This window comes from Sphingobium sp. KKT206, from assembly GCF_055640555.1.
Genome location: NZ_CM145764.1, coordinates 881,314 through 900,598, shown reverse-complemented (window position 1 = coordinate 900,598; position 19,285 = coordinate 881,314). Strand labels below are relative to the sequence as shown.

Here is a 19,285-nt window from a genome sequence, read left to right as displayed (position 1 = left end):
TGTTGATTGTCGATTAATTGTCGAGCGCGGCCACGATCTGCGGCGCGATCTTCACGGCGGTCAGGCCGAAATGGTCGTACAGCGCTTCGGCCGGCGCGGACGCGCCGAAGCTGTCGATGCCAAAGCGCAGCCCACCAATACCGGTATGCCGTTCCCAGCCGAAGGTCGTCCCCGCCTCGATCGACACGCGCAGCACATCATAGGGCAGCACGTCATCCTTGTAGGATTGCGGCTGCGCCTCGAAATGCGCCCAGCTCGGCATCGACACGACATCGGCGCCGATGCCCTGTTCTTCCAGCAGCTTGGCGGTGTCGACGGCGATCTCGACTTCCGAACCCGTGGCCATGATCACCACCCGGCGGTCGCCGGTCGCGGCGCGCAGGCGATAGGCACCCTTGGCACACAAATTTTCGGTCTTTTCGGTGCGCAACTGCGGCAGGTTCTGGCGGGTCAGCGCCAGCACCGATGGGCCGGTCGCGTCCTTCAAGGCCAGTTCCCAGCATTCCGCCGTCTCGACGATGTCGGCCGGACGATAGACGTCCAGGTTCGGGATCATGCGCAGCGACATGACATGCTCGATCGGCTGATGGGTCGGGCCATCTTCGCCCAAGCCGATGCTGTCATGGGTCAGCACATGAATGACGCGCTGCTGCTGCAACGCGGCGAGGCGGATGCCACCGCGCATATAGTCCGAGAAAACCAGGAAGGTGCCGCCATAGGGGATCACGCCGCCATGCAGCGCCATGCCGTTCATCGCGCAGGCCATGCCGAATTCGCGAATGCCATAATAGACATAGCGACCCGCATAATCATCCTTGGTCAGCGGGCGGGTCGACTTGGTCTTGGTATTGTTCGAGCCGGTCAGATCCGCCGAACCACCCAGCGTTTCGGGCAACAGGTCGTTGATCGCGCCCAGCGCCAACTCGCTGGCCTTGCGCGTCGCGACCTTCTGCGGCGCGGCGATCAGGCTGTCGATATAGGCCTCAAGCGAGAAATCGGCAGGCAGGTCGCCGCCCATGCGACGGGAAAATTCGCCGCCCTTCTCGGCACTTGCAAGCCGGGCTTCCCATGCGGTGCGCGCGTCGCCGCCCTTGGCACCGATCGCCTTCCAGGCCGCGGCAATATCTTCGGGGATGACGAAGGGTTCGGCGGTCCAGCCCAGAAATTCGCGCGCGGCCGCGACTTCGTCCGTACCCAGCGCGGAGCCATGCACGCCCGATGTGCCCGCCTTGTTGGGCGAACCATAGCCGATCTTGGTCGCACAGGCGACGAGCGAGGGACGCGGATCGGCGATCGCTTCGGCCAGCGCACGGCGCACATCGGCAACGTCATGGCCATCGCACGACACGACATGCCAGCCAGTGGCGGCATAGCGCGCGCGCACATCTTCGCTGCTCGACAGGTCGACCGCGCCGTCGATCGTGATCTTGTTGTCGTCCCACAGCACGATCAGGCGACCGAGGTTCAGGTGGCCCGCAAGGCCGATTGCCTCATGGTTGATGCCTTCCATCAGGCAACCGTCGCCCGCAATCACCCAGGTCCGGTGATCGACCAGGTCGTCGCCGAACTGCGCATTCAGATGGCGCTCGGCAATCGCCATGCCGACAGCGGTGGCAAGGCCCGAACCAAGCGGGCCAGTGGTCGCTTCCACGCCCGCCAGCTCGAAATTCTCAGGATGCCCGGCGCAAGGGCTGTGCAACTGGCGGAAATTGGCGATGTCCTCAATCGTGGGCCGCGCATAGCCGGTCAGGTGCAGCAGGCTGTAGATCAGCATCGAGCCATGGCCGGCCGACAGGACGAACCGGTCGCGGTCGGCCCATTTGGGCTGGGTCGGATCGAATTTCAGATAATCGCTGAACAACACCGTCGCGACATCGGCCATCCCCATCGGCATCCCCGGATGACCGCTATTGGCGGCCTGCACCGCGTCCATGGAAAGCGCGCGAATGGCGTTGGCGAGCGACTTATCAGTGACGGTCATTATGGGCGGGCGTCTTTCCTGAACGAATAGGGCGGATCGTTTGCGGGCGGGCGAACGAGTCGAGATCGCGCTTCCTTTGTCGCGTCAAGCCCCATGCGTCAACCATAGCGGGGCGCAATGCCCGTCGCTTAGGCCCAAAGACCGCTTTTGTAGGCGCGCGAATCGGGCTATGCTTGGGCCATGGCAAGCGAGCGCATGATGCTGGCGATCGGCACGCTGGAGCGGGCGATCGGTCGGCTGGAACAGGATGTGACCCATTTCGTCGCGGCCATCCCGCCCCCTGCGCCGCCGGACGCACCCCAGATCGACCTGCCCGCCGCCCGCGAAGCCCTGCGCTCGCTCGATCAGTTGATCGATGACCTGAAAGCCAAGGCCCATGGCTGAAACCACGCTGCACATTGCCGGGCGGCACTATGACATACGCTGCCGCGATGGCGAGGAAGCGCATCTGGCGCAGCTTGCGGCGATGATCGATGGCAAGGCCCGCGCCGCGCAGCAGGGCATGCCGGGCATGACCGAAGTGCGCAACCTGCTCTTCGCCGCGCTCTTCCTGGCCGACGAGGTGACCGACCTGCGTCGCGAGGTCGCCGGGCGGCAGGAGAGACTGGCGCTGGAAACGCAGGATGACGATGCGGCGCACGCGGTCGAGGCACTGGCGGCCCGGATAGAAAAGCTGCGCGAGAGACTTGCCGCGCCGCACGCGGACGCCTAGATTGGGGATGACGGGTACTGCCTGGTACGAGCTTTAGCGAACATCCCTGAGGCGATAAGCACATCCTAGGGGGCTGTCCCTGGGCGGGTTCCGGCCCGATCTACATGGTCCCCACCTGACGTTGAGGCGTCAGAGGATCTTCCAGCACACGGCCAAGGTGGTCCCGTCACCCCTGCCAAATGCGCTTAATGATTTGGTGATGATGCCCCTGACCTATTCGATACACGCCCATCCTCCCCTGGAAGGGGAGGTGGCAGGGCGAAGCCCTGACGGAGGGGTGTCACCCTATCGAGGGGGTGACACCCCTCCGGCTGGCCTACGGCCATCCACCTCCCCCACAGGGGGAGGATTGTTTGAGGCAGGGGAACACCGCAATGACCAGGCAGACATTTGAGTGAATAGCGACAGCGCCGACAAAGCCGACCTGCGCGCCCTCGCCCGCGATCAGCGGCGCGCCTTCGTCGCCACGCTTGATCCGCTCGCCCATCGACTGGCGTTCAAGGTGCTGCCTTCCCCGCTCGCCCGGCGTCTGGCCGATGCCCGCACCGTCGCCCTCTATATGGGGCTGGACGATGAAGCCCCGGCGCAGCGCCTTGCGGCCCCGGTGATTGCCATGGGCAAGCGGGTGGCGCTGCCGCGCGTGCTGGACCGGCTGGGATCGATGGATTTCCTGCCGTGGACGCCGGATGCCCCGCTCATCCCCGGCCCCTTCCGCACCAGCCATCCAGAACCGGGCGATGGTCCAGTGACGCCCGACGCGATCATCGCGCCGCTGGTGGGGTTCGACCGCGCGCTCAACCGGCTGGGCCAGGGCGGCGGCTATTATGATCGCGCCTTCGCCCGCTATCCCGACGCGCTGCGCATCGGCCTTGCCTGGTCGGCGCAGGAACTGGACGATGTGCCCGCCGACCCATGGGACTTGCCGCTCGACATCATCCTGACCGAAGCGGAACTGATCGAAGGACCGGACGCATGAGCATCGACCCGCGCCATTATCACCAGCCCAGTTGGCGCAAGCCCGTGGGGATGCTGGCGATCGTCGGCCTGATCACGCTGTGGGCGGTGATGGTGGGCAGCCTGTCGGGCCAGATCGGCCTGCTGCCGATGTGGGTGCAGGTGCCCATCTATCTGGCGCTCGGTATCATATGGATCTGGGTCTTGCCACTGCGGCGCCTGCTCGCCTGGATGGAAACCGGCCGCTGGCGTCGCGGATAAGCGGTGACAGGACGTTTATTTGCCGTTATCCCCTAACCGTTGAGTAACCGTAACGGACGGCCCTGAAAGCGGGGCTGCGAACGGCTGCCGACGACGGGAGGCGAGCCATGTCCATGTGCCGGCCATCAGCCCTGCAAGCGCGCGCCGAGCGTTGCACGCCCACGCCCCTGTCGAACCCTTTCCTGACGTTGCCGGGCGGTGCCACCCCGCCAAGGCGCGGTTGCAGGCCGGTGGCGGATGCACATGCTGACAGGAGGATGCGATGGTTCCCTTGAGCAAACGGCTCTTCGCCGAAACATTCGGCACATTCTGGCTCGTCTTCGGCGGATGCGGCAGCGCCGTGCTGGCTGCGGGCTTTCCCGACGTCGGGATCGGCCTGCTGGGCGTTAGCCTGGCCTTTGGCCTGACCGTCCTGACCATGGCCTATTCGGTCGGTCATATTTCGGGCTGTCATCTCAATCCGGCAGTGACGGTCGGGCTGTGGGCGGGCGGGCGCCTTCCCGTGCGCGACATCGCGCCCTATATCGTCGCGCAACTGGTCGGCGCGGTGATCGCTGCGGCGGTGCTGCTCTATATTGCGAGCGGCCAGCCGGGTTATGCCCTGACCGGCACCGGCTTGGCGGTGAATGGCTATGATGCCCAATCGCCCGGTGGTTATGCGCTGTCGGCCGGGTTGCTGATCGAAATCCTGCTGACCTTCGGCTTCCTTATGGTCATCCTGGGATCGACCGACAGCCGTGCGCCTGCGGGATTTGCGCCGATCGCGATCGGGCTGGCGCTGACCCTCATCCACCTGATCAGCATTCCAGTGACCAACACATCGGTCAATCCGGCGCGCAGCACGGGTCCGGCGCTACTGGTCGGCGGGCTGGCGGTGCAGCAATTATGGCTGTTCTGGCTGGCACCGATGATCGGCGCGCTGGTTGCAGGCGTCACCTATCGCTGGCTCGCTCAATCCCCGCTGGCCCCTGACATTGTGGGCGATAATCTGTAGATTTAGAGAAAAGGGTCGGTGCCTTGTGCGTCGGCCCGATTCTCTGCGCGGTCTGCGCCACTTCCTGCATCCAGCAGGTAAGTGGCGCGAGTGACGGGGCTCGAACCCGCGACCTCCGGCGTGACAGGCCGGCACTCTAACCAACTGAGCTACACCCGCGCAGGGTGACATCTATTTCCACACCAAGTTCGCCAGACGATGCTGATCCGGGAACCTTTCCACCTTCCGGTCAAGGAAAGTGGCGCGAGTGACGGGGCTCGAACCCGCGACCTCCGGCGTGACAGGCCGGCACTCTAACCAACTGAGCTACACCCGCGTTCGGTGTGGAAGCGCCGTCTATGGGCGCGCGCCAAAACTGTCAACCGTCCGTTTCGGCTGTTTTGCCATTCTCGTCATTTTCTTTGCGCGGCGCAACCGTCAGCGTCCCCTGCTCGAACAGGAAACCGGCAATATCGGGCGTTCCCGCTGCCTGCACCACGGTCTGGATGATGATCAGCAGCGGCACGCCCAGTAACGCGCCGGGCGTCCCCCACACCCATCCCCAAAAGGCCAGCGACACCAGGATCAGCAGCGGATTCATCGTCAACCGCCGCCCCAGCACGGTCGGCGTCACCACATTGGCCTCGACCATGTGGAAACCGACCTGCAAGGCCGCAGGCAGCAACGCCACCCAGATATCGTCGAACACCATCAGGCCGCCCAGCCCCAGCAGCACGGCCGCGAGCATCGGCCCGAAATAGGGAATGAAGTTCAACAACGCGACGATGCCACCCCACATCCAGGGCGACGGCATCCCGATCAGCCAGAGCGAAACGGCGACCGCCAGCCCCAGCCCCAGGTTGATCGTCGCGATGGTGATGACATAGGCCGACGTCGCATCGACCACATTCTGTATCACCCGCGCGACCGCCAGCGCGCCGTCGAAACTGTCGCGGCTGTTGATCGTGCGACGGCGCAGGCGCGTCCATCCGGCAAGGAAGAAATAGATGATGAGCAGCGCGAACACCATCTGGACGATGGCGGACGGCGCGGAGGCGGCAGCAAATTGCAGCAACGAGCGCGGCGTGTCGATCGCCGCCGTCTGCGCCGCCGCCACCGGCCCGGTCGCCAGCATCCGCACGGTTTCATCCACGAACCGCTGCAAATTGGCGTAGAAGTCGATGAGCGGCGCGAGATTGGCCTGAATCTGCGGCAATCGTTCGGGCAATATGCGGAACCAGTCGGTCGCCGGCACGATGATCAGCACCAGCGCCGTATTGGCGACCAGCAGAAAGCCGATCAGCGCCAGCAGCGCCGCCAGCCCCGATGGCAAACGGCGTCGCTCCATCCACTCCAGCAACGGCACCAGCGCGATCGCGATCACCAGCGCGGCGGTCAGCGGCAGGAAGAACTCCGCCCCCGCCCGCAACGCAAAAGGCAGCGCGATGATCAGGCCAATGCCCGCCGTCAGCGCGATCGACGCCAGCAGCCGATCGCGCCTGCGGTTGATTTCCTGTTGTTCGCCGACTCTCACTTTTGTCCGATTCGCCAATAGTTTCGCCCAGATGTGCGCTGCCCGTCACGGGCCGTCAATTTGCAAAGCGATGCGCGCGCCCACGCCGCAAATTCAGCCTCTTAACCAAATATTGGGCCGCAGGGTCTATGTCCGCTATCGGGGATGCGACAACGGGGTTCGGCATGAAGACAGCCACTGGATCAGCGCTGGGCGCGCTGGCGATCATCATCGGCGCGCAGGCGGCGCAGGCGCAACCCGCCGTGCGGGTCGATACGCAGATGTTCGTCGAGCGCGTCAGCACCGACGTCAACGGCCGCACCCGCCGCGTGCTGGCCAGCGCGAACCGCGTCGCACCGGGCGACCAACTGATCGTCATGGTCCATTGGCGCAACCAGGGCGGCGAACCGCTGCGCGACTATGCGCTGGTTCGCCCGCTGCCCAAGGGGGTGGAACTCGATCCCTCCGACCCCGCCCTGCAAGTCTCCGTCGATGGCGGCGTACGATGGGGGCGCATGGCGCAACTCTGGCTGCCGACGCCGCTAGGCGGCGTGCGCCGCGCCGTCCCGGCCGACATCACCCATGTCCGCTGGACACTGCCTGACGGTGTCCCACCGGGCCAGGCCGGACGGCTCAGCTACCGCGCGACGATACGGTGAATGGAACAAGGGTAGCGACAAGCGCGCTTGAGCAGGGCGACGCCACGGTCTAGGGCCGTCGGCTCGACCGGAGACCCCATTGATGTCCAAAGACGCCGAGCGCGCCTATCTCGCCAATCTGGGGGAAGGCGGTGCCGATCATTCGCTGAACAAGCCCTTTTCCGATCCGCAATGCGGCATCCAACTGGCGTCGATCGGCTTCATCATCAGCCTGCTGCCCCCGGCCCCGGCCGCCGTGCTGGACCTGGGCTGCGGCGGCGGCTGGACCAGCCAGTTCCTCGCCCGCGCGGGCTATAGCGTGACCGGGCAGGACATCGCGCCGGACATGATCGCGCTGGCGCAGGAGAATGCCCGGATCAATGGCGTCGGCGACCGCACGAATTTCATATGCAGCGATTTCGAGAATCTCGACCTCGACGGCCAGTTCGACGCCGCGCTCTTCTTCGATGCGCTCCATCATGCCGATGACGAAGCGCTGGCGATCCGCAGCGCCTATCGCGCCTTGAAGCCGGGCGGAATGCTGATCACCCACGAACCGGGCGAAGGCCATAGCCAGTCGCCCGAATCGATCGAGGCGATGGCCAAATTCGGCGTCGCCGAACGCGACATGCCGCCCCACCTCATCATCGCGCGCGGCCGCGAGGCGGGCTTTACCAGCCATCGCGTGCTGCCGATCCCCGCGCTGCTCCACAGCACCTTCTATCAGGAACGCGACTATTCGGGCCGCTGGCTCAGCAAGCGGCGCTGGAAGATGATGCAGCGCGCGGTGCGGATGCTGTTCAGCCCGGATGTGAAACAGGGTGCCATCGTCGTCCTGACGAAATAGGCACCCTGCCCCTTTATCAATCCACGAACAGGAAAGCGGGCGCTTCCAGCAGCTTGCGCACCGCCTGGACGAAGCTCGCCGCGTCGAAGCCATCGACCACGCGATGGTCGCAACTGATCGACAGGTTCATCAGCTTCGCCGCGACGATCTCCTTGCCCCTAAACATGGGCCGTTCGATCACCCGATTGGGACCGATGATCGCGACTTCGGGCCGATTGATGACCGGCGTCGTGGCGATGCCGCCCAACGGCCCCAACGATGTCAGCGTCAGCGTGGAGCCGGACAATTCCTCCGACTTCGCCTTGCCGGTGCGCGCGGCGTCGGCAAGGCGGCGGATTTCGCTGGCGAGCTGCCAGACATTGCGGTTCTGCGCATCGCGGATCACGGGCACCATCAACCCCGCATCGGTCTGCGTCGCGAGGCCAAGATGCACCGATCCATGGCGTGTGACCACGCCCGCTTCATCATCATAACGGGCATTGAGCATCGGAAAATCGGGCAACGCCTTGCACAAAGCGACGATCAGCAGCGGCAACATGGTCAGCTTGGGCCGATCCCCCCGCCCGTCGTTCAACTGCGCGCGCAACTCTTCCAGCGCGGTCACGTCGATTTCCTCGACATAGGTGAAGTGGGGAATATGGCGCTTGGACGCCGCCATATTCTCGGCGATGCGGCGACGCATCCCGATGACCTTGATCTGCTCGTCCGGCCGCGTGGCGGACCGCCCCGCCGGGCGATAGCCCTGCCCCTCGCCATAGAGCAGGAACGCATCGAGATCGGCATGACGAACATGCTCGCCACTCGCCTTCACCTGCGCCAGGTCGATGCCCAAATCCTTCGCGCGGGCACGCACGGCGGGGGAGGCGAGGATGGGCGAGGCGTGCGACTCCACGGAACTTACAGGTCCGTTCGGGCTGAGCTTGTCGAAGCCCTGCCCTTCTTCCTTGGCGATTGGCGCGGAAGAAAAGGTCGGCCCTTCGACAGGCTCAGGGCGAACGGATTGAGAGGGTGTCGGGTCGATGACCGCTTCACCCGGAACCTCCGCCTCGATCGCCTCGACCGAAGGCGGCGGCGGCGCAGCCACGTCGTCACCCTCCACCTCGATCTCCACCAGCATCGCGCCAATCGGAATCTGGTCACCCGGCTCGCCCGCCAGGCGGACGACGACGCCCGCCACCGGGCTTTCCATCTCGACCGTCGCCTTGTCGGTCATCATGTCGGCGATCGGCTGGTCTTCCTCGACCCGATCCCCGACCGCGACATGCCAGCCGACGATCTCGGCTTCCGAAATGCCTTCTCCAATGTCGGGCAGCTTGAATGTAAAAAGGGCCATAAAAAGCTCCGTTCGTGTCGAGCAAAGTCGAGACACTTGACTTGAAACTGCGCTTCCGTTTCTCGACTTCGCTCGAAACGAACGGAAGCTGGGTGAAGGCTTAGTCCTTCATGATCTTGGTAATGGCTTCGCGGATACGCACCGGGCCGGGGAAATAGGCCCATTCCAGACTGTGCGGATAGGGCGTGTCGAAGCCGGTGACGCGCTCGATCGGCGCTTCGAGATGATAGAAGCAACGCTCCTGCGCCTGGGCCAACAATTCCGCGCCAAAGCCGCTGGTCCGCGTGGCTTCATGGACGATCAGGCAGCGACCCGTCTTCTTCACCGACGCCTCGATCGTGTCGATGTCGAGCGGGATCAGGCTGCGCAGGTCGACAATGTCCGCGTCGATGCCCATCGCCTTCACCGTATCTTCGACGACATGGACCATCGTGCCATAGCACAGGATGGTCAGCGCCTCGCCCGGCCGCACGATGCGCGCGGTGCCCAGCGGAATGCGATAATAGCCGGTCGGCACCTGTGCATCGGGATGCCCGGCCCAGCTTTTGGCCGGCGTATCATAATGGCCATCGAACGGGCCATTATAGATGCGCTTCGGCTCGAAGAAGAGCGTCGGATCATTATCCTCGATCGCCGCGATCAACAGCCCCTTGGCGTCATAGGGGGTGGACGGGATCACAGTCTTGATCCCCGAACAATGGGTGAAGATGCCTTCGGGGCTTTGGCTATGCGTCTGCCCGCCAAAGATGCCGCCGCCGAACGGCGACCGCACCGTCATCGGCGCGGTGAACTCGCCCGCCGACCGATAACGCAACCGCGCCGCTTCCGACACCAGTTGGTCGAGCGCGGGATAGATATAGTCGGCAAACTGGATCTCCGGCACCGGCCGCAGCCCATAGGCCCCCATGCCCACCGCCACGCCGATGATCCCGCATTCGGTGATTGGCGTGTCGAACACGCGGTTCTTGCCATATTTATCCTGCAAGCCCGCGGTCGCGCGAAACACCCCGCCGAAAAAGCCGACATCCTCGCCCATCACCACGACAGTGGGGTCGCGCTCCATCATCACGTCCATGGCGCTGTTGATCGCCTGGATCATGGTCATTTGTTGCATATCTGATGTGTCAGTCATGGCACTTCCTTCCCTCGCCCCGGCGGGGAGAGGGTTGCGCAGACTTGGCAGCTTGCTGCCTAGTCGGAGCTGGGAGAGGGGGAACGGCGGCTATGAAGGGCAAAGGCATAGCCCCCTCCCCAATCTTCGCTAGGCGGCAAGCCGCCAAGCTACGATATCCTCTCCCCGCCGGGGAGAGGTGAAGAAGCTGCGCCATCACAACCCGGCCGCCTTCCATTCGTCCAGCATCTGTTGTTGCTGGTCCTTCAAATGCCGGGGCATGTCCTCGAACACGTCCTCGAACATCGATTCCATCGGGTGATGATGCAGGCCGTGGCCAAGAATGCCGTTCTTCTCCGCCTGGCGCGCAGCGTCGCGGACATATTCGGCCAGTTCCTTGTCCATCGCGGCGTGCCGCTCCTCGTCCCAGATCCCCAGGCCGATGCAATGCTGCTTCAACCGCGCGATCGGGTCGCCCAGCGGCCACAGGCTGCTTTCCTCGGCCGAACGATAAGCGGTCGGATCGTCCGACGTGCTATGCCCTTCGACGCGATAGGTGAAATGTTCGATCAGTGTCGGACCGGCATTGGCGCGTGCCCGGTCGGCGGCCCAGCGCGTGGCGGCATAGACCGCCAGCACGTCATTGCCATCGACCCGCAGGCCGGCAATGCCATAGCCGATCGCGCGCGCCGCGAAGGTCGTGGACTCGGCTCCTGCAAAACCTGAAAAGCTGCTAATAGCCCACTGATTATTAACGACATTCAGGATAACCGGCGCGCGATAGACGCTGGCAAAGGTGCAGGCCGAATGGAAATCGCCTTCCGCCGTCGATCCCTCACCGCACCAGGTCGCCGCGATCCGGGTGTCACCCCGCGCCGCGCTCGCCATCGCCCAACCGACCGCTTGCGGATATTGGGTGGTCAGGTTGCCGGAGATGGAGAAGAAACCCGCGTCACGCGCCGAATACATGATCGGCAGTTGGCGGCCCTTCAGCCTGTCGCCCTTGTTGGAATAAATCTGGTTCATCATGTCGATGATGGGCCAGTCGCGCGCGATCAATATGCCCTGCTGGCGATAGCTTGGAAAACACATGTCGTCGCGTGACAGCGCCAGTGCCGCGCCGATCGACACCGCCTCCTCGCCGGTCGACTTCATGTAGAAACTGGTCTTGCCCTGCCGCTGGGCACGGAACATGCGCGCATCGAACGCGCGGGTCAGCGCCATTGCGCGCAGCATCCGCAGCAGCGTTTCGGGCGGCAGCTTGGGGTTCCACGCCCCCACGGCTCCGCCCTCTTCGTCCAGCACACGCACCAGGCCATAGGCCATGTCGCGCATGGTCGCGGGCTGCGCCGCCTCGTCCGGGCGGGGTGCCGCGTCGGCGGCGGGGATGTCGAAATGGGTGAAGTCGGCGCTCTCACCCGGCCGGGCTGGCGGCTCTGGCACATGCAGGCGCAACGGGGGCAGATTGCGCCCCGGTTCGCCTTGCGCGGCTCCGATATCATGCGGATCGGTCATCCTGCCTCCTATGCTGCGTTGCAATAATATTGCTTGGCTTGGATATTAAATTACAACGCCGAGAAAGGCAAGCCTCCCTTACCCAATTTTTCCAAAATCTATGTCCGCCTCGCTGTCCGCTTCAGACGGCGACGGGCGCGGAAATGTGGGATTGCGGCGCATAATCGACCACCTCGAAATCCTCGATGGCATAATCGAAAATGGATGAAGGTCGGCTTTTGATCCGCAATTTCGGCGCGCCCGACGGAATGCGACTCATCTGTTCCTCCACCAGTGCGGCGTGGTTCAGATAAAGATGCACATCGCCCCCCTGCCAGACCACCTCGCCCGGCTCCAGATCGCATTGCTGCGCCAGCATCCGGGTGATCATCGACAGGCCGAAAATGTTGAAGGCAAAGCCCAGACCCAGGTCGCAACTGCGCTGAAACAACAGGCCGTTGAGCTTTCCGTTCGACACCTGGAACTGATAGGTCATGTGGCAGGGCGGCAGCGCCATCTGCGCCACTTCAGCGACATTCCAGCCGGTGAACAGCAAGCGCCGCGATCCCGGCGTCGCGCGGATCGCATCGACCAGCGCGGCGATCTGGTTGTGCCCCTTCTCCGCCCGGCGATACAGCCCCTCGCCCGCCGGTTCGTAGCGCGGCCAGTTGACCCATTGCGCGCCATAGACCGGCCCCAGATCGCCCCACTCCAGCGCAAAGCCTTCATCCGCGATGATCCGCGCCTCGAACGCCTCCCGGTCGATCGTCTCGCCCGTCGCCTTGCGATAGGCGTCGAGCGGCCAGTCGGTCCAGATATGCACCCCCTGCCGCACCAGTTCGCGGATATTGGTGTCGCCGGTCAGGAACCACAGCATCTCGCGCGCCGCCGCCTTCCAATAGACCCGCTTGGTGGTGAGCAGCGGCACCGCATCGTCGGCCAGGGAAAAGCGCATCGTCGCGCCCAGGATCGACCGGGTGCCGACCCCGGTACGGTCGATCCGCTCGTCGCCATGCCGCCAGATATACCGCATCAGGTCGAGATATTGCTGCTCATAATGGGGCGTATCGGGCAAGGTGCTGGTCCTGTCGGAATCGAATCTGTGATCCACAGGCTTTAGCGCATCGGGGCATCGCTACGGCCGTAAAAAAAGCGTCGCTCGCCGCTTGCCAGCCCGAAAACCCGTCTCTATAGGCTGCGGCCTGCCTTACGGGGTCGCTTCACGGCGGCGTCGGCATCGGTCGGGGAATAGCTCAGCCTGGTAGAGCACTGTCTTCGGGAGGCAGGGGCCGGAGGTTCGAATCCTCTTTCCCCGACCACATTTCTTCACAGCTTCGAACAGATCAACCCCTTGCGGGGGAACGCCTTTCCGCGCGCGTCTTTCGTTTCGCGCACCCGCGCGACTGGGGCGCTTGCATCCCTCTGGCCAGCCGCTTTCGACAGATGTCATATGTCGAAAGCGGCGACCCCCATGTTGTTCGAATGTAAAAGATATTTGACCCGCCGCGTCCACCCGGCGATGATCCCCCGCATCGGACGGCCGACCGGCCGCTTCCCAATCACTATCCGACCCGCATCATGCGGGCGTTCCGCAGGTGGGAGACGAACCTTGCACAGACGTGATTTTCTGGCTTTTGGGGCCATGGGTGTCGGGGGGCTTGTCCTCCCATCGATGTTCGGCAAGGTTATTGCCGCCGAGGAATTGAACAGCGCGATCGACGTCGCCGTCAAGAAGGCGCTGGCCGACGCCGCGATGAACGCGGCCAAAAGCGCGGGCGCATCCTATTGCGACGTGCGCGTCGGCCGCTACCTGCGCCAGTTCGTCATCACCCGCGAACGCAATGTCGAAAATGTCGTCAACACCGAATCGAGCGGCGTCGGCATCCGCGTGCTGGCCGACGGCGCCTGGGGCTTTGCCGCCACCAATGCGATGACCACCGATGCCGTGGCCAAGGCCGCGCAGCAGGCGGTCGCCATCGCCAAGGCGAACGCACCGACCCAGACCGCGCCTGTTCAGCTTGCCCCGGTCAAGGGCGTCGGCGAAGTATCCTGGCGCACGCCGATCGCCAAGAACAGCATGACCGTGCCGATCAAGGACAAGGTCGACCTGCTGATGGGCGTCAACGCCGCCGCCATGGATGCAGGCGCGGACTTCATCAGCTCCATCCTGTTCCTGGTCAACGAGCAGAAATATTTCGCCAGCACCGATGGCAGCTATATCGACCAGGATGTCCACCGCATCTGGGCACCGATGGAAGTCACCGCCGTCGACAAGAAGACCGGCAAGTTCCGCGTCCGCGACGGCCTGTCCGCGCCCATGGGCCTGGGCTTTGAATATCTTGACGGGCGCGCGGCGGATAAGACCGTCGGTCCCAACGGCATCATCAGCTACGGCATGTCCTACGACATGAAGGAAGACGCGATCGCCGCGACCAAACAGGCGCGCGAGAAGCTGACCGCCAAATCGGTGAAGCCGGGCAAATATGATCTGGTGCTCGACCCCAATCATCTCGGCCTCACCATCCATGAAACGGTCGGCCATCCGCTCGAACTGGATCGCGTGCTGGGCTATGAAGCCAATTATGCCGGCACCAGCTTCGCGACGATGGACAAGCTCAAGGCCAATTTCCAATATGGCAGCGACAAGGTCAACATCGTCGCCGACAAGACGCAGCCAGGCAGCCTGGGCGCGGTCGCCTATGATGATGAAGGCGTGAAGACCAAGAAGTGGGATCTGATCCGCAACGGCAAGCTGGTCGGTTATCAGGCCACCCGCGATCAGGCGCATATCGAGGGCAAGAGCGAAAGCGACGGCTGCTCCTACGCCGATAGCTGGTCCAATGTGCAGTTCCAGCGCATGGCCAACATCTCGCTGGAACCCGGCAAGGACAAGATGAGCGTCGCCGACATGATCAGCAATGTCGAGGATGGCATCTATATCCTGGGCCGCGGTTCCTTCTCGATCGATCAGCAGCGCTACAACGCCCAGTTCGGCGGCACGCTCTTCTACGAGATCAAGAACGGCAAGATCACGCAACCGCTGGAGGATGTCGCCTATCAGATCAGGACGCCCGAATTCTGGGCCGCCTGCTCGGCGATCTGCGATTCCAGCGACTATCGCATGTTCGGCTCCTTCTTCGACGGCAAGGGACAGCCTTCGCAGGTTTCCGCCGTGTCGCACGGGTCATCGACCACCCGCTTCGACGGCATCAACGTCATCAACACCGCGCGTTCGCTCGGCTGATCGCTCAGGGGAGTTAGTATAATGGGCATCTTTACCGAAGCACAGGCGAAGGACATTCTGACCAAAGTGGTCGCCATGTCGAAAGCCGACGAATGCACCGCGCAACTGACCGGCCAGATTCAGGGCAATGTGCGCTTTGCGCTCAACAATGTCTCGACCGCCGGCCTGACCGACGACACCGACCTGCAGGTCCAGGTCGCCTATGGCAAGCGGGTCGGCATCGCCACGATCAACCAGTTTGACGACGCCTCGCTCGAACGAGTCGTGCGCCGCGCCGAAGAATTGGCCAAGCTCGCCCCGGAAAACCCGGAATTCATGCCGGCCGTGGACAAGCAGGTCTATAAGACCAGCCCGACCTTCAGCGAAGCGACCGCCGCGATCACCCCCGTTTATCGGGCCAAGGTCGCCGCCGCCTCGATCACGGCGTGCAAGGCGCAGAATCTGATCGCCGCCGGTTTTCTGGAGGATGGCCAGAGCTTCGTCGCCTTCGCCAACAGCAAGGGCAATTTCGGCTATCAGCGCTCGACCGTGCTGGACTATACCTGCACCGTCCGCACCGAAGACGGGCGCGGGTCCGGCTGGGTCGGCACCGATACGCAGGACGCCACCCGCTTCAAGGTCGAGGATGATATCCAGATCGCGATGCGCAAGGCATCGGCCTCGTCCGAAGCCAGGGCGCTGGAGCCGGGCAAATATACCGTCATCCTGGAACCGATGGCGGCCGCCGGTCTGATCGGCTTCATGTTCAACTTCTTCGGCGCCCGCGAAGCGGACGAAGGCCGCAGCTTCCTGTCGAAGGCAGGCGGCGGCAACAAGATCGGCCAGCAGGTGTTCGGGCCGCAGGTCAATTTCTACACCGACCCCTGGGATCCGGTAGCACCAAGCCTGCCCTGGGACGAAGACGGCGTCCCGCGCAAGCGCATGGACCTGGTCAAGGACGGCAAAGTCGTCGCGCTGGATTATAGCCGCTATTGGGCGCAGAAGCAGGGCAAGGCACCTGTCGGCCAGATGGGTAATATCCTGATGACGGGCGGCACCAAGTCGACCGCCGAACTGGTGCGATCGACCCAGCGCGGCGTGCTGGTCACCCGCACCTGGTATATCCGCATGGTCGATCCGCAGACGGTGTTGCTGACCGGCCTGACCCGCGACGGCACTTTCTATATCGAAAACGGGCAGATCAAATATCCGATCAAGAATTTCCGGTTCAACGAAAGCCCGGTGATCATGCTCAACAATGTCGAAGAACTCGGCAAGCCCGTCCGCGTGCCACCAGACGAAGTGTCGATGAACATCATGGTCCCGCCGATGAAACTGCGCGACTTCACCTTCACCTCGCTGTCGGACGCGGTGTAATATTGGCGTTGACGGTTACCAGATGGACGATCCTCCCCCGGCGGGGGAGGTGGCGGCACGAAGTGCTGACGGAGGGGTGTCACCCTATCGATAGCGTGACACCCCTCCGTCTGGCTACGCCAGACACCTCCCCTTCCAGGGGAGGATCGGTAATGTTCGACGCATGACCCGCAGCGATTTCCTCCGGCTAATGGCAGGCGGCTTGGCCAGCGCATTGCTGGCCCGGCCACTCGCTGCCGCCGGGGGCTATGATTTCTGGTTCACCCGCCTGCGCTATGATTCAGGCGACTGGGATGTCGATCAGCGGATGCCGTCCAACGTCATCACCTCGCTGATCGACTATACGACCTTACGGGTCGATCCGAAGGAGCATGTCCTTGCCCTGTCGGACCCCAAGATGCTGACCGCGCCCTTCTGTTACCTCGCCGGGCACAAGCTGGTCGAATTTTCACCCGCCGAGCGGCGCAATTTCGAACGCTATGTCCGCAATGGCGGCTTCGTTCTGGTGGATGATTGCAATCACGACATTGACGGCCTGTTCGCCCGCTCGTTCGAAGCGCAGATGGCCAGGATTTTCGGGGCCAAGGCGATGAAGACGCTGCCCAAAAATCATGGCCTCTATCGCAGCTTCTTCACGTTCGACGGGCCACCCAATACCGGCCTCGAACTCAATGGCTGGGGCGACGATCTGGTCCATGATTATCTCAAGGGGATAGAGGTAAATGGCCGACTGGGCGTTCTCTACAGCAACAAGGATTATGGCTGCGAATGGGACTATGACTGGCGCAACAAACGCTTCCTGGCCGAAGACAACACCAAATTCGCGGTCAATATCGTGATGTATGCGCTGTCGGTTTGATCCTCGTTCTGCCCTTTGCCTTCGTCATTCCCGCGCAGGCGGGAACCCATCTCCCACCAGCGCGCCAGGAGATAGCGCCGGAGATGGATCCCCGCCTGCGCGGGGATGACGGCCTTTAAGTTAGGAAGCCCAATGACCGACCTCACCGAAGCCGACATCCAGACGCGCCTGGCCGCGCTCACCCAATTGCGCGCGGCGATCGGCCAGGCGATCGTGGGCCAGGCCGATGTCGTCGAACAATTGCTGATCGGCCTGCTCGCCGGTGGCCATTGCCTGCTCGAAGGCGTGCCGGGCCTGGGCAAGACCCTGCTCGTCCGCTCGCTCGGCGAAGCGTTGAAGCTCGACTTTCGTCGCGTCCAGTTCACGCCCGACCTGATGCCCAGCGACATTTTGGGCACCGAATTGCTGGAGGAAGACCATGGCACCGGCCATCGCAGCTTCCGCTTCCAGCCCGGCCCGGTCTTCACCAATCTGCTGCTCGCCGACGAACTCAACCGCACCCCGCCCAAGACGCAGGCGGCACTGCTGGAGGCGATGCAGGAAAAGACGGTCAGCTATGCCGGCGTCACCCACCGCCTGCCCGCCCCCTTCTTCGTGCTGGCGACGCAGAACCCGCTGGAGCAGGCAGGCACCTACCCCCTGCCCGAAGCCCAGCTCGACCGCTTCCTGCTGCATATCCGCGTCGATTATCCGAGCGAAGCGGAGGAGCGCGCAATCCTGGCGCAAACCACCGGGTCCAAGCCCGGCACCGTCCCCGCCGTGATGGCGGGCGAGGAAGTGCTGGCGCTGCAGAAGCTGGTACGCGACGTGCATTTCGGCGACGAGCTGCTCGACTGGGTGACGCGGATCATCCGCGCCAGCCGCCCCGGCGACGGCGCGCCCGATGACATCGCCCGCTATGTCAAATGGGGCGCCGGGCCGCGCGCGGGCCAGTCTCTGATCCTGGCCGCCAAGGCGCGCGCGCTGCTGCAAGGTCGCCTCGCCGCCACACGCGACGATATTGTCGCGCTGGCCGCGCCGGTGATGCGCCATCGCTTGCTGCTGTCCTTCGCGGCCGAGGCCGAGGGACGCAGCGCCGACGACGTCATCGCCTCGCTGCTGCGCGCCGTGCCGCTCGCCTGATTGCGTAGCATGGCCGACCTGATCCCCGCCGATGTTCGCCGCAGGCTGAAAGGCCTGCGCCTCGTCACGCGGCGCGCGGTCGGGCAGCATGGCATCGGCCTGCACCAAAGCCACAGCCGCGGCGCGGGTTTGGAATTCGCCCAATATCGCGCCTATGAACCGGGCGACGAGCTGCGCCAGATCGACTGGAAACTCTATGCGCGGTCGGACAAATTCTTCGTGCGCGAAGCCGAGCGCGAAAGCCCGGTGGCGGTCTGGATTCTCATCGACGCCAGCGCATCGATGGGCCAGGCCGATGCGGGCCGCCCCGACTATAGCCGCTTCGACGCTGCCAAGGCGATGGCCGCATCGATCGGCGAACTGGCGATGCAGCAGGGCGACCGGTTCGGCCTGATGGCCTTGGGCGACAGCGGCCTCACTTTGCTCCCCCCCGCCACGGGCCTGCGCCAGCGCGACCGGCTGCTGCTCGACCTGCTGGCGCTGCGCACCGCGACCGGCTTCCCGCCCGAAGACCAGCTTGCCCCGGTGTGGGAGCGGATCGGCGCGCATGATCTGGTCATCTTGCTGAGCGATTGTTTCGACGAGGGCGCGGTCGCGCTGGTCGAGAAACTGGCCGCCGCCGGACGCGAGACGCTGGTGGTCGAGATGCTGACGCTCGCCGAGCGCGATTTCCCCTTCACCGGCGGCTATCGCTTTCGCGATCCCGAAACCGGCGAGGAACTGCTCGCCGATGGCGTCGCCCTGCGCGCCGAATTTCTGGCCCGCTTCGGCGAAGCGCGCGCTGCGCTCCATGCCCGGCTGGACGCAGCGGGCGTGGTCCATGTCGCGCATATGCTGGACGAGCCGGTCGATCTGCCGCTGCGCCGCCTGTTCGCGGCAGTCTGACC

At 64.0% G+C, this 19,285-nt stretch carries 18 protein-coding genes and 3 tRNA genes; 13 read left to right on the top strand and 8 right to left on the bottom strand.

All coding sequences use genetic code 11. The annotated features are described in order from the left end of the window. Positions 1-13: 13 nt before the first annotated feature. Positions 14-1,981: a transketolase gene (tkt, locus tag ACZ2HM_RS04265; RefSeq protein WP_470426320.1), complete on the bottom strand. Its 1,968-nt coding sequence runs from the start codon at positions 1,979-1,981 to the stop codon at positions 14-16. Positions 1,982-2,161: 180 nt separating this feature from the next. Here tkt and ACZ2HM_RS04260 point away from each other — a divergent pair, with 180 nt between their 5' ends. From ACZ2HM_RS04260 to aqpZ, 5 genes are all read left to right on the top strand, one after another. Beyond that, on the top strand, positions 2,162-2,365 hold the full coding sequence (locus tag ACZ2HM_RS04260; protein WP_237236431.1) for a hypothetical protein: 204 nt from the start codon (positions 2,162-2,164) through the stop codon (positions 2,363-2,365). After that, a complete protein-coding gene (locus tag ACZ2HM_RS04255) occupies positions 2,358-2,693 on the top strand; it encodes a cell division protein ZapA (protein WP_313924113.1) in 336 nt (111 codons plus the stop codon). The genes ACZ2HM_RS04260 and ACZ2HM_RS04255 overlap by 8 nt, the downstream gene beginning before the upstream one ends. 394 nt (positions 2,694-3,087) lie before the next feature. Then, positions 3,088-3,669 (top strand): 5-formyltetrahydrofolate cyclo-ligase, encoded by a 582-nt coding sequence (locus tag ACZ2HM_RS04250; protein WP_037473921.1) that lies wholly within the window; start codon positions 3,088-3,090, stop codon positions 3,667-3,669. Beyond that, entirely contained in the window at positions 3,666-3,908 is a 243-nt protein-coding gene (locus ACZ2HM_RS04245) for a DUF2842 domain-containing protein (protein WP_037473918.1), read from the top strand. The genes ACZ2HM_RS04250 and ACZ2HM_RS04245 overlap by 4 nt, the downstream gene beginning before the upstream one ends. Before the next feature lie 262 nt (positions 3,909-4,170). After that, complete coding sequence (aqpZ, locus tag ACZ2HM_RS04240; RefSeq protein ID WP_037473916.1) at positions 4,171-4,902, top strand: aquaporin Z; 732 nt, start codon at positions 4,171-4,173, stop codon at positions 4,900-4,902. A gap of 82 nt (positions 4,903-4,984) precedes the next feature. Here aqpZ and ACZ2HM_RS04235 read toward each other — a convergent pair. The 3 genes from ACZ2HM_RS04235 to ACZ2HM_RS04225 all read right to left on the bottom strand — a co-directional run bounded on the left by ACZ2HM_RS04235 (position 4,985) and on the right by ACZ2HM_RS04225 (position 6,415). Further along, positions 4,985-5,061, bottom strand: a tRNA-Asp gene (locus ACZ2HM_RS04235). An 80-nt stretch (positions 5,062-5,141) separates the two neighbouring features. Then, positions 5,142-5,218: transfer RNA gene (locus tag ACZ2HM_RS04230), tRNA-Asp, on the bottom strand. Between the two features lie 42 nt (positions 5,219-5,260). After that, positions 5,261-6,415 (bottom strand): AI-2E family transporter, encoded by a 1,155-nt coding sequence (locus tag ACZ2HM_RS04225; protein ID WP_470426319.1) that lies wholly within the window; start codon positions 6,413-6,415, stop codon positions 5,261-5,263. 164 nt (positions 6,416-6,579) lie between these two features. Between ACZ2HM_RS04225 and ACZ2HM_RS04220 the strand changes: the two genes are divergently transcribed. Together ACZ2HM_RS04220 and ACZ2HM_RS04215 are read left to right on the top strand one after the other, a co-directional pair. Next, the gene (locus ACZ2HM_RS04220; protein WP_470426318.1) at positions 6,580-7,053 is read left to right on the top strand and encodes a hypothetical protein; all 474 of its coding nucleotides are present in this window, start codon (positions 6,580-6,582) and stop codon (positions 7,051-7,053) included. Between the two features lie 82 nt (positions 7,054-7,135). After that, positions 7,136-7,879 (top strand): class I SAM-dependent methyltransferase, encoded by a 744-nt coding sequence (locus tag ACZ2HM_RS04215; RefSeq protein ID WP_037474136.1) that lies wholly within the window; start codon positions 7,136-7,138, stop codon positions 7,877-7,879. A gap of 16 nt (positions 7,880-7,895) precedes the next feature. Here ACZ2HM_RS04215 and ACZ2HM_RS04210 read toward each other — a convergent pair whose 3' ends face one another. From ACZ2HM_RS04210 to thyA, 4 genes are all read right to left on the bottom strand, one after another. After that, positions 7,896-9,212 (bottom strand): dihydrolipoamide acetyltransferase family protein, encoded by a 1,317-nt coding sequence (locus ACZ2HM_RS04210; RefSeq protein WP_037474139.1) that lies wholly within the window; start codon positions 9,210-9,212, stop codon positions 7,896-7,898. A 100-nt stretch (positions 9,213-9,312) separates the two neighbouring features. Beyond that, positions 9,313-10,317 carry an alpha-ketoacid dehydrogenase subunit beta gene (locus ACZ2HM_RS04205; protein WP_037474140.1) on the bottom strand — a complete coding sequence of 335 codons (1,005 nt, stop codon included), beginning with the start codon at positions 10,315-10,317 and terminating at the stop codon, positions 9,313-9,315. A 222-nt stretch (positions 10,318-10,539) separates the two neighbouring features. After that, positions 10,540-11,838 carry a 3-methyl-2-oxobutanoate dehydrogenase (2-methylpropanoyl-transferring) subunit alpha gene (locus tag ACZ2HM_RS04200; protein WP_037474143.1) on the bottom strand — a complete coding sequence of 433 codons (1,299 nt, stop codon included), beginning with the start codon at positions 11,836-11,838 and terminating at the stop codon, positions 10,540-10,542. 121 nt (positions 11,839-11,959) lie between these two features. Next, a complete protein-coding gene (thyA, locus tag ACZ2HM_RS04195; protein WP_470426317.1) occupies positions 11,960-12,892 on the bottom strand; it encodes a thymidylate synthase in 933 nt (310 codons plus the stop codon). 167 nt (positions 12,893-13,059) lie between these two features. Here thyA and ACZ2HM_RS04190 point away from each other — a divergent pair. The 6 genes from ACZ2HM_RS04190 to ACZ2HM_RS04165 all read left to right on the top strand — a co-directional run bounded on the left by ACZ2HM_RS04190 (position 13,060) and on the right by ACZ2HM_RS04165 (position 19,283). Then, positions 13,060-13,136, top strand: a tRNA-Pro gene (locus ACZ2HM_RS04190). Positions 13,137-13,426: 290 nt separating this feature from the next. Beyond that, complete coding sequence (locus ACZ2HM_RS04185; RefSeq protein WP_470426316.1) at positions 13,427-15,061, top strand: TldD/PmbA family protein; 1,635 nt, start codon at positions 13,427-13,429, stop codon at positions 15,059-15,061. A gap of 21 nt (positions 15,062-15,082) precedes the next feature. Then, complete coding sequence (locus ACZ2HM_RS04180) at positions 15,083-16,417, top strand: TldD/PmbA family protein (protein ID WP_037472264.1); 1,335 nt, start codon at positions 15,083-15,085, stop codon at positions 16,415-16,417. Positions 16,418-16,580: 163 nt separating this feature from the next. Next, complete coding sequence (locus ACZ2HM_RS04175; protein WP_037472263.1) at positions 16,581-17,276, top strand: DUF4159 domain-containing protein; 696 nt, start codon at positions 16,581-16,583, stop codon at positions 17,274-17,276. 132 nt (positions 17,277-17,408) lie between these two features. Beyond that, positions 17,409-18,398, top strand: a complete 990-nt coding sequence (locus ACZ2HM_RS04170; protein ID WP_470426315.1) for an AAA family ATPase — start codon at positions 17,409-17,411, stop codon at positions 18,396-18,398. A 9-nt stretch (positions 18,399-18,407) separates the two neighbouring features. After that, positions 18,408-19,283 (top strand): DUF58 domain-containing protein, encoded by an 876-nt coding sequence (locus ACZ2HM_RS04165; protein WP_037472933.1) that lies wholly within the window; start codon positions 18,408-18,410, stop codon positions 19,281-19,283. Positions 19,284-19,285: the final 2 nt, after the last annotated feature.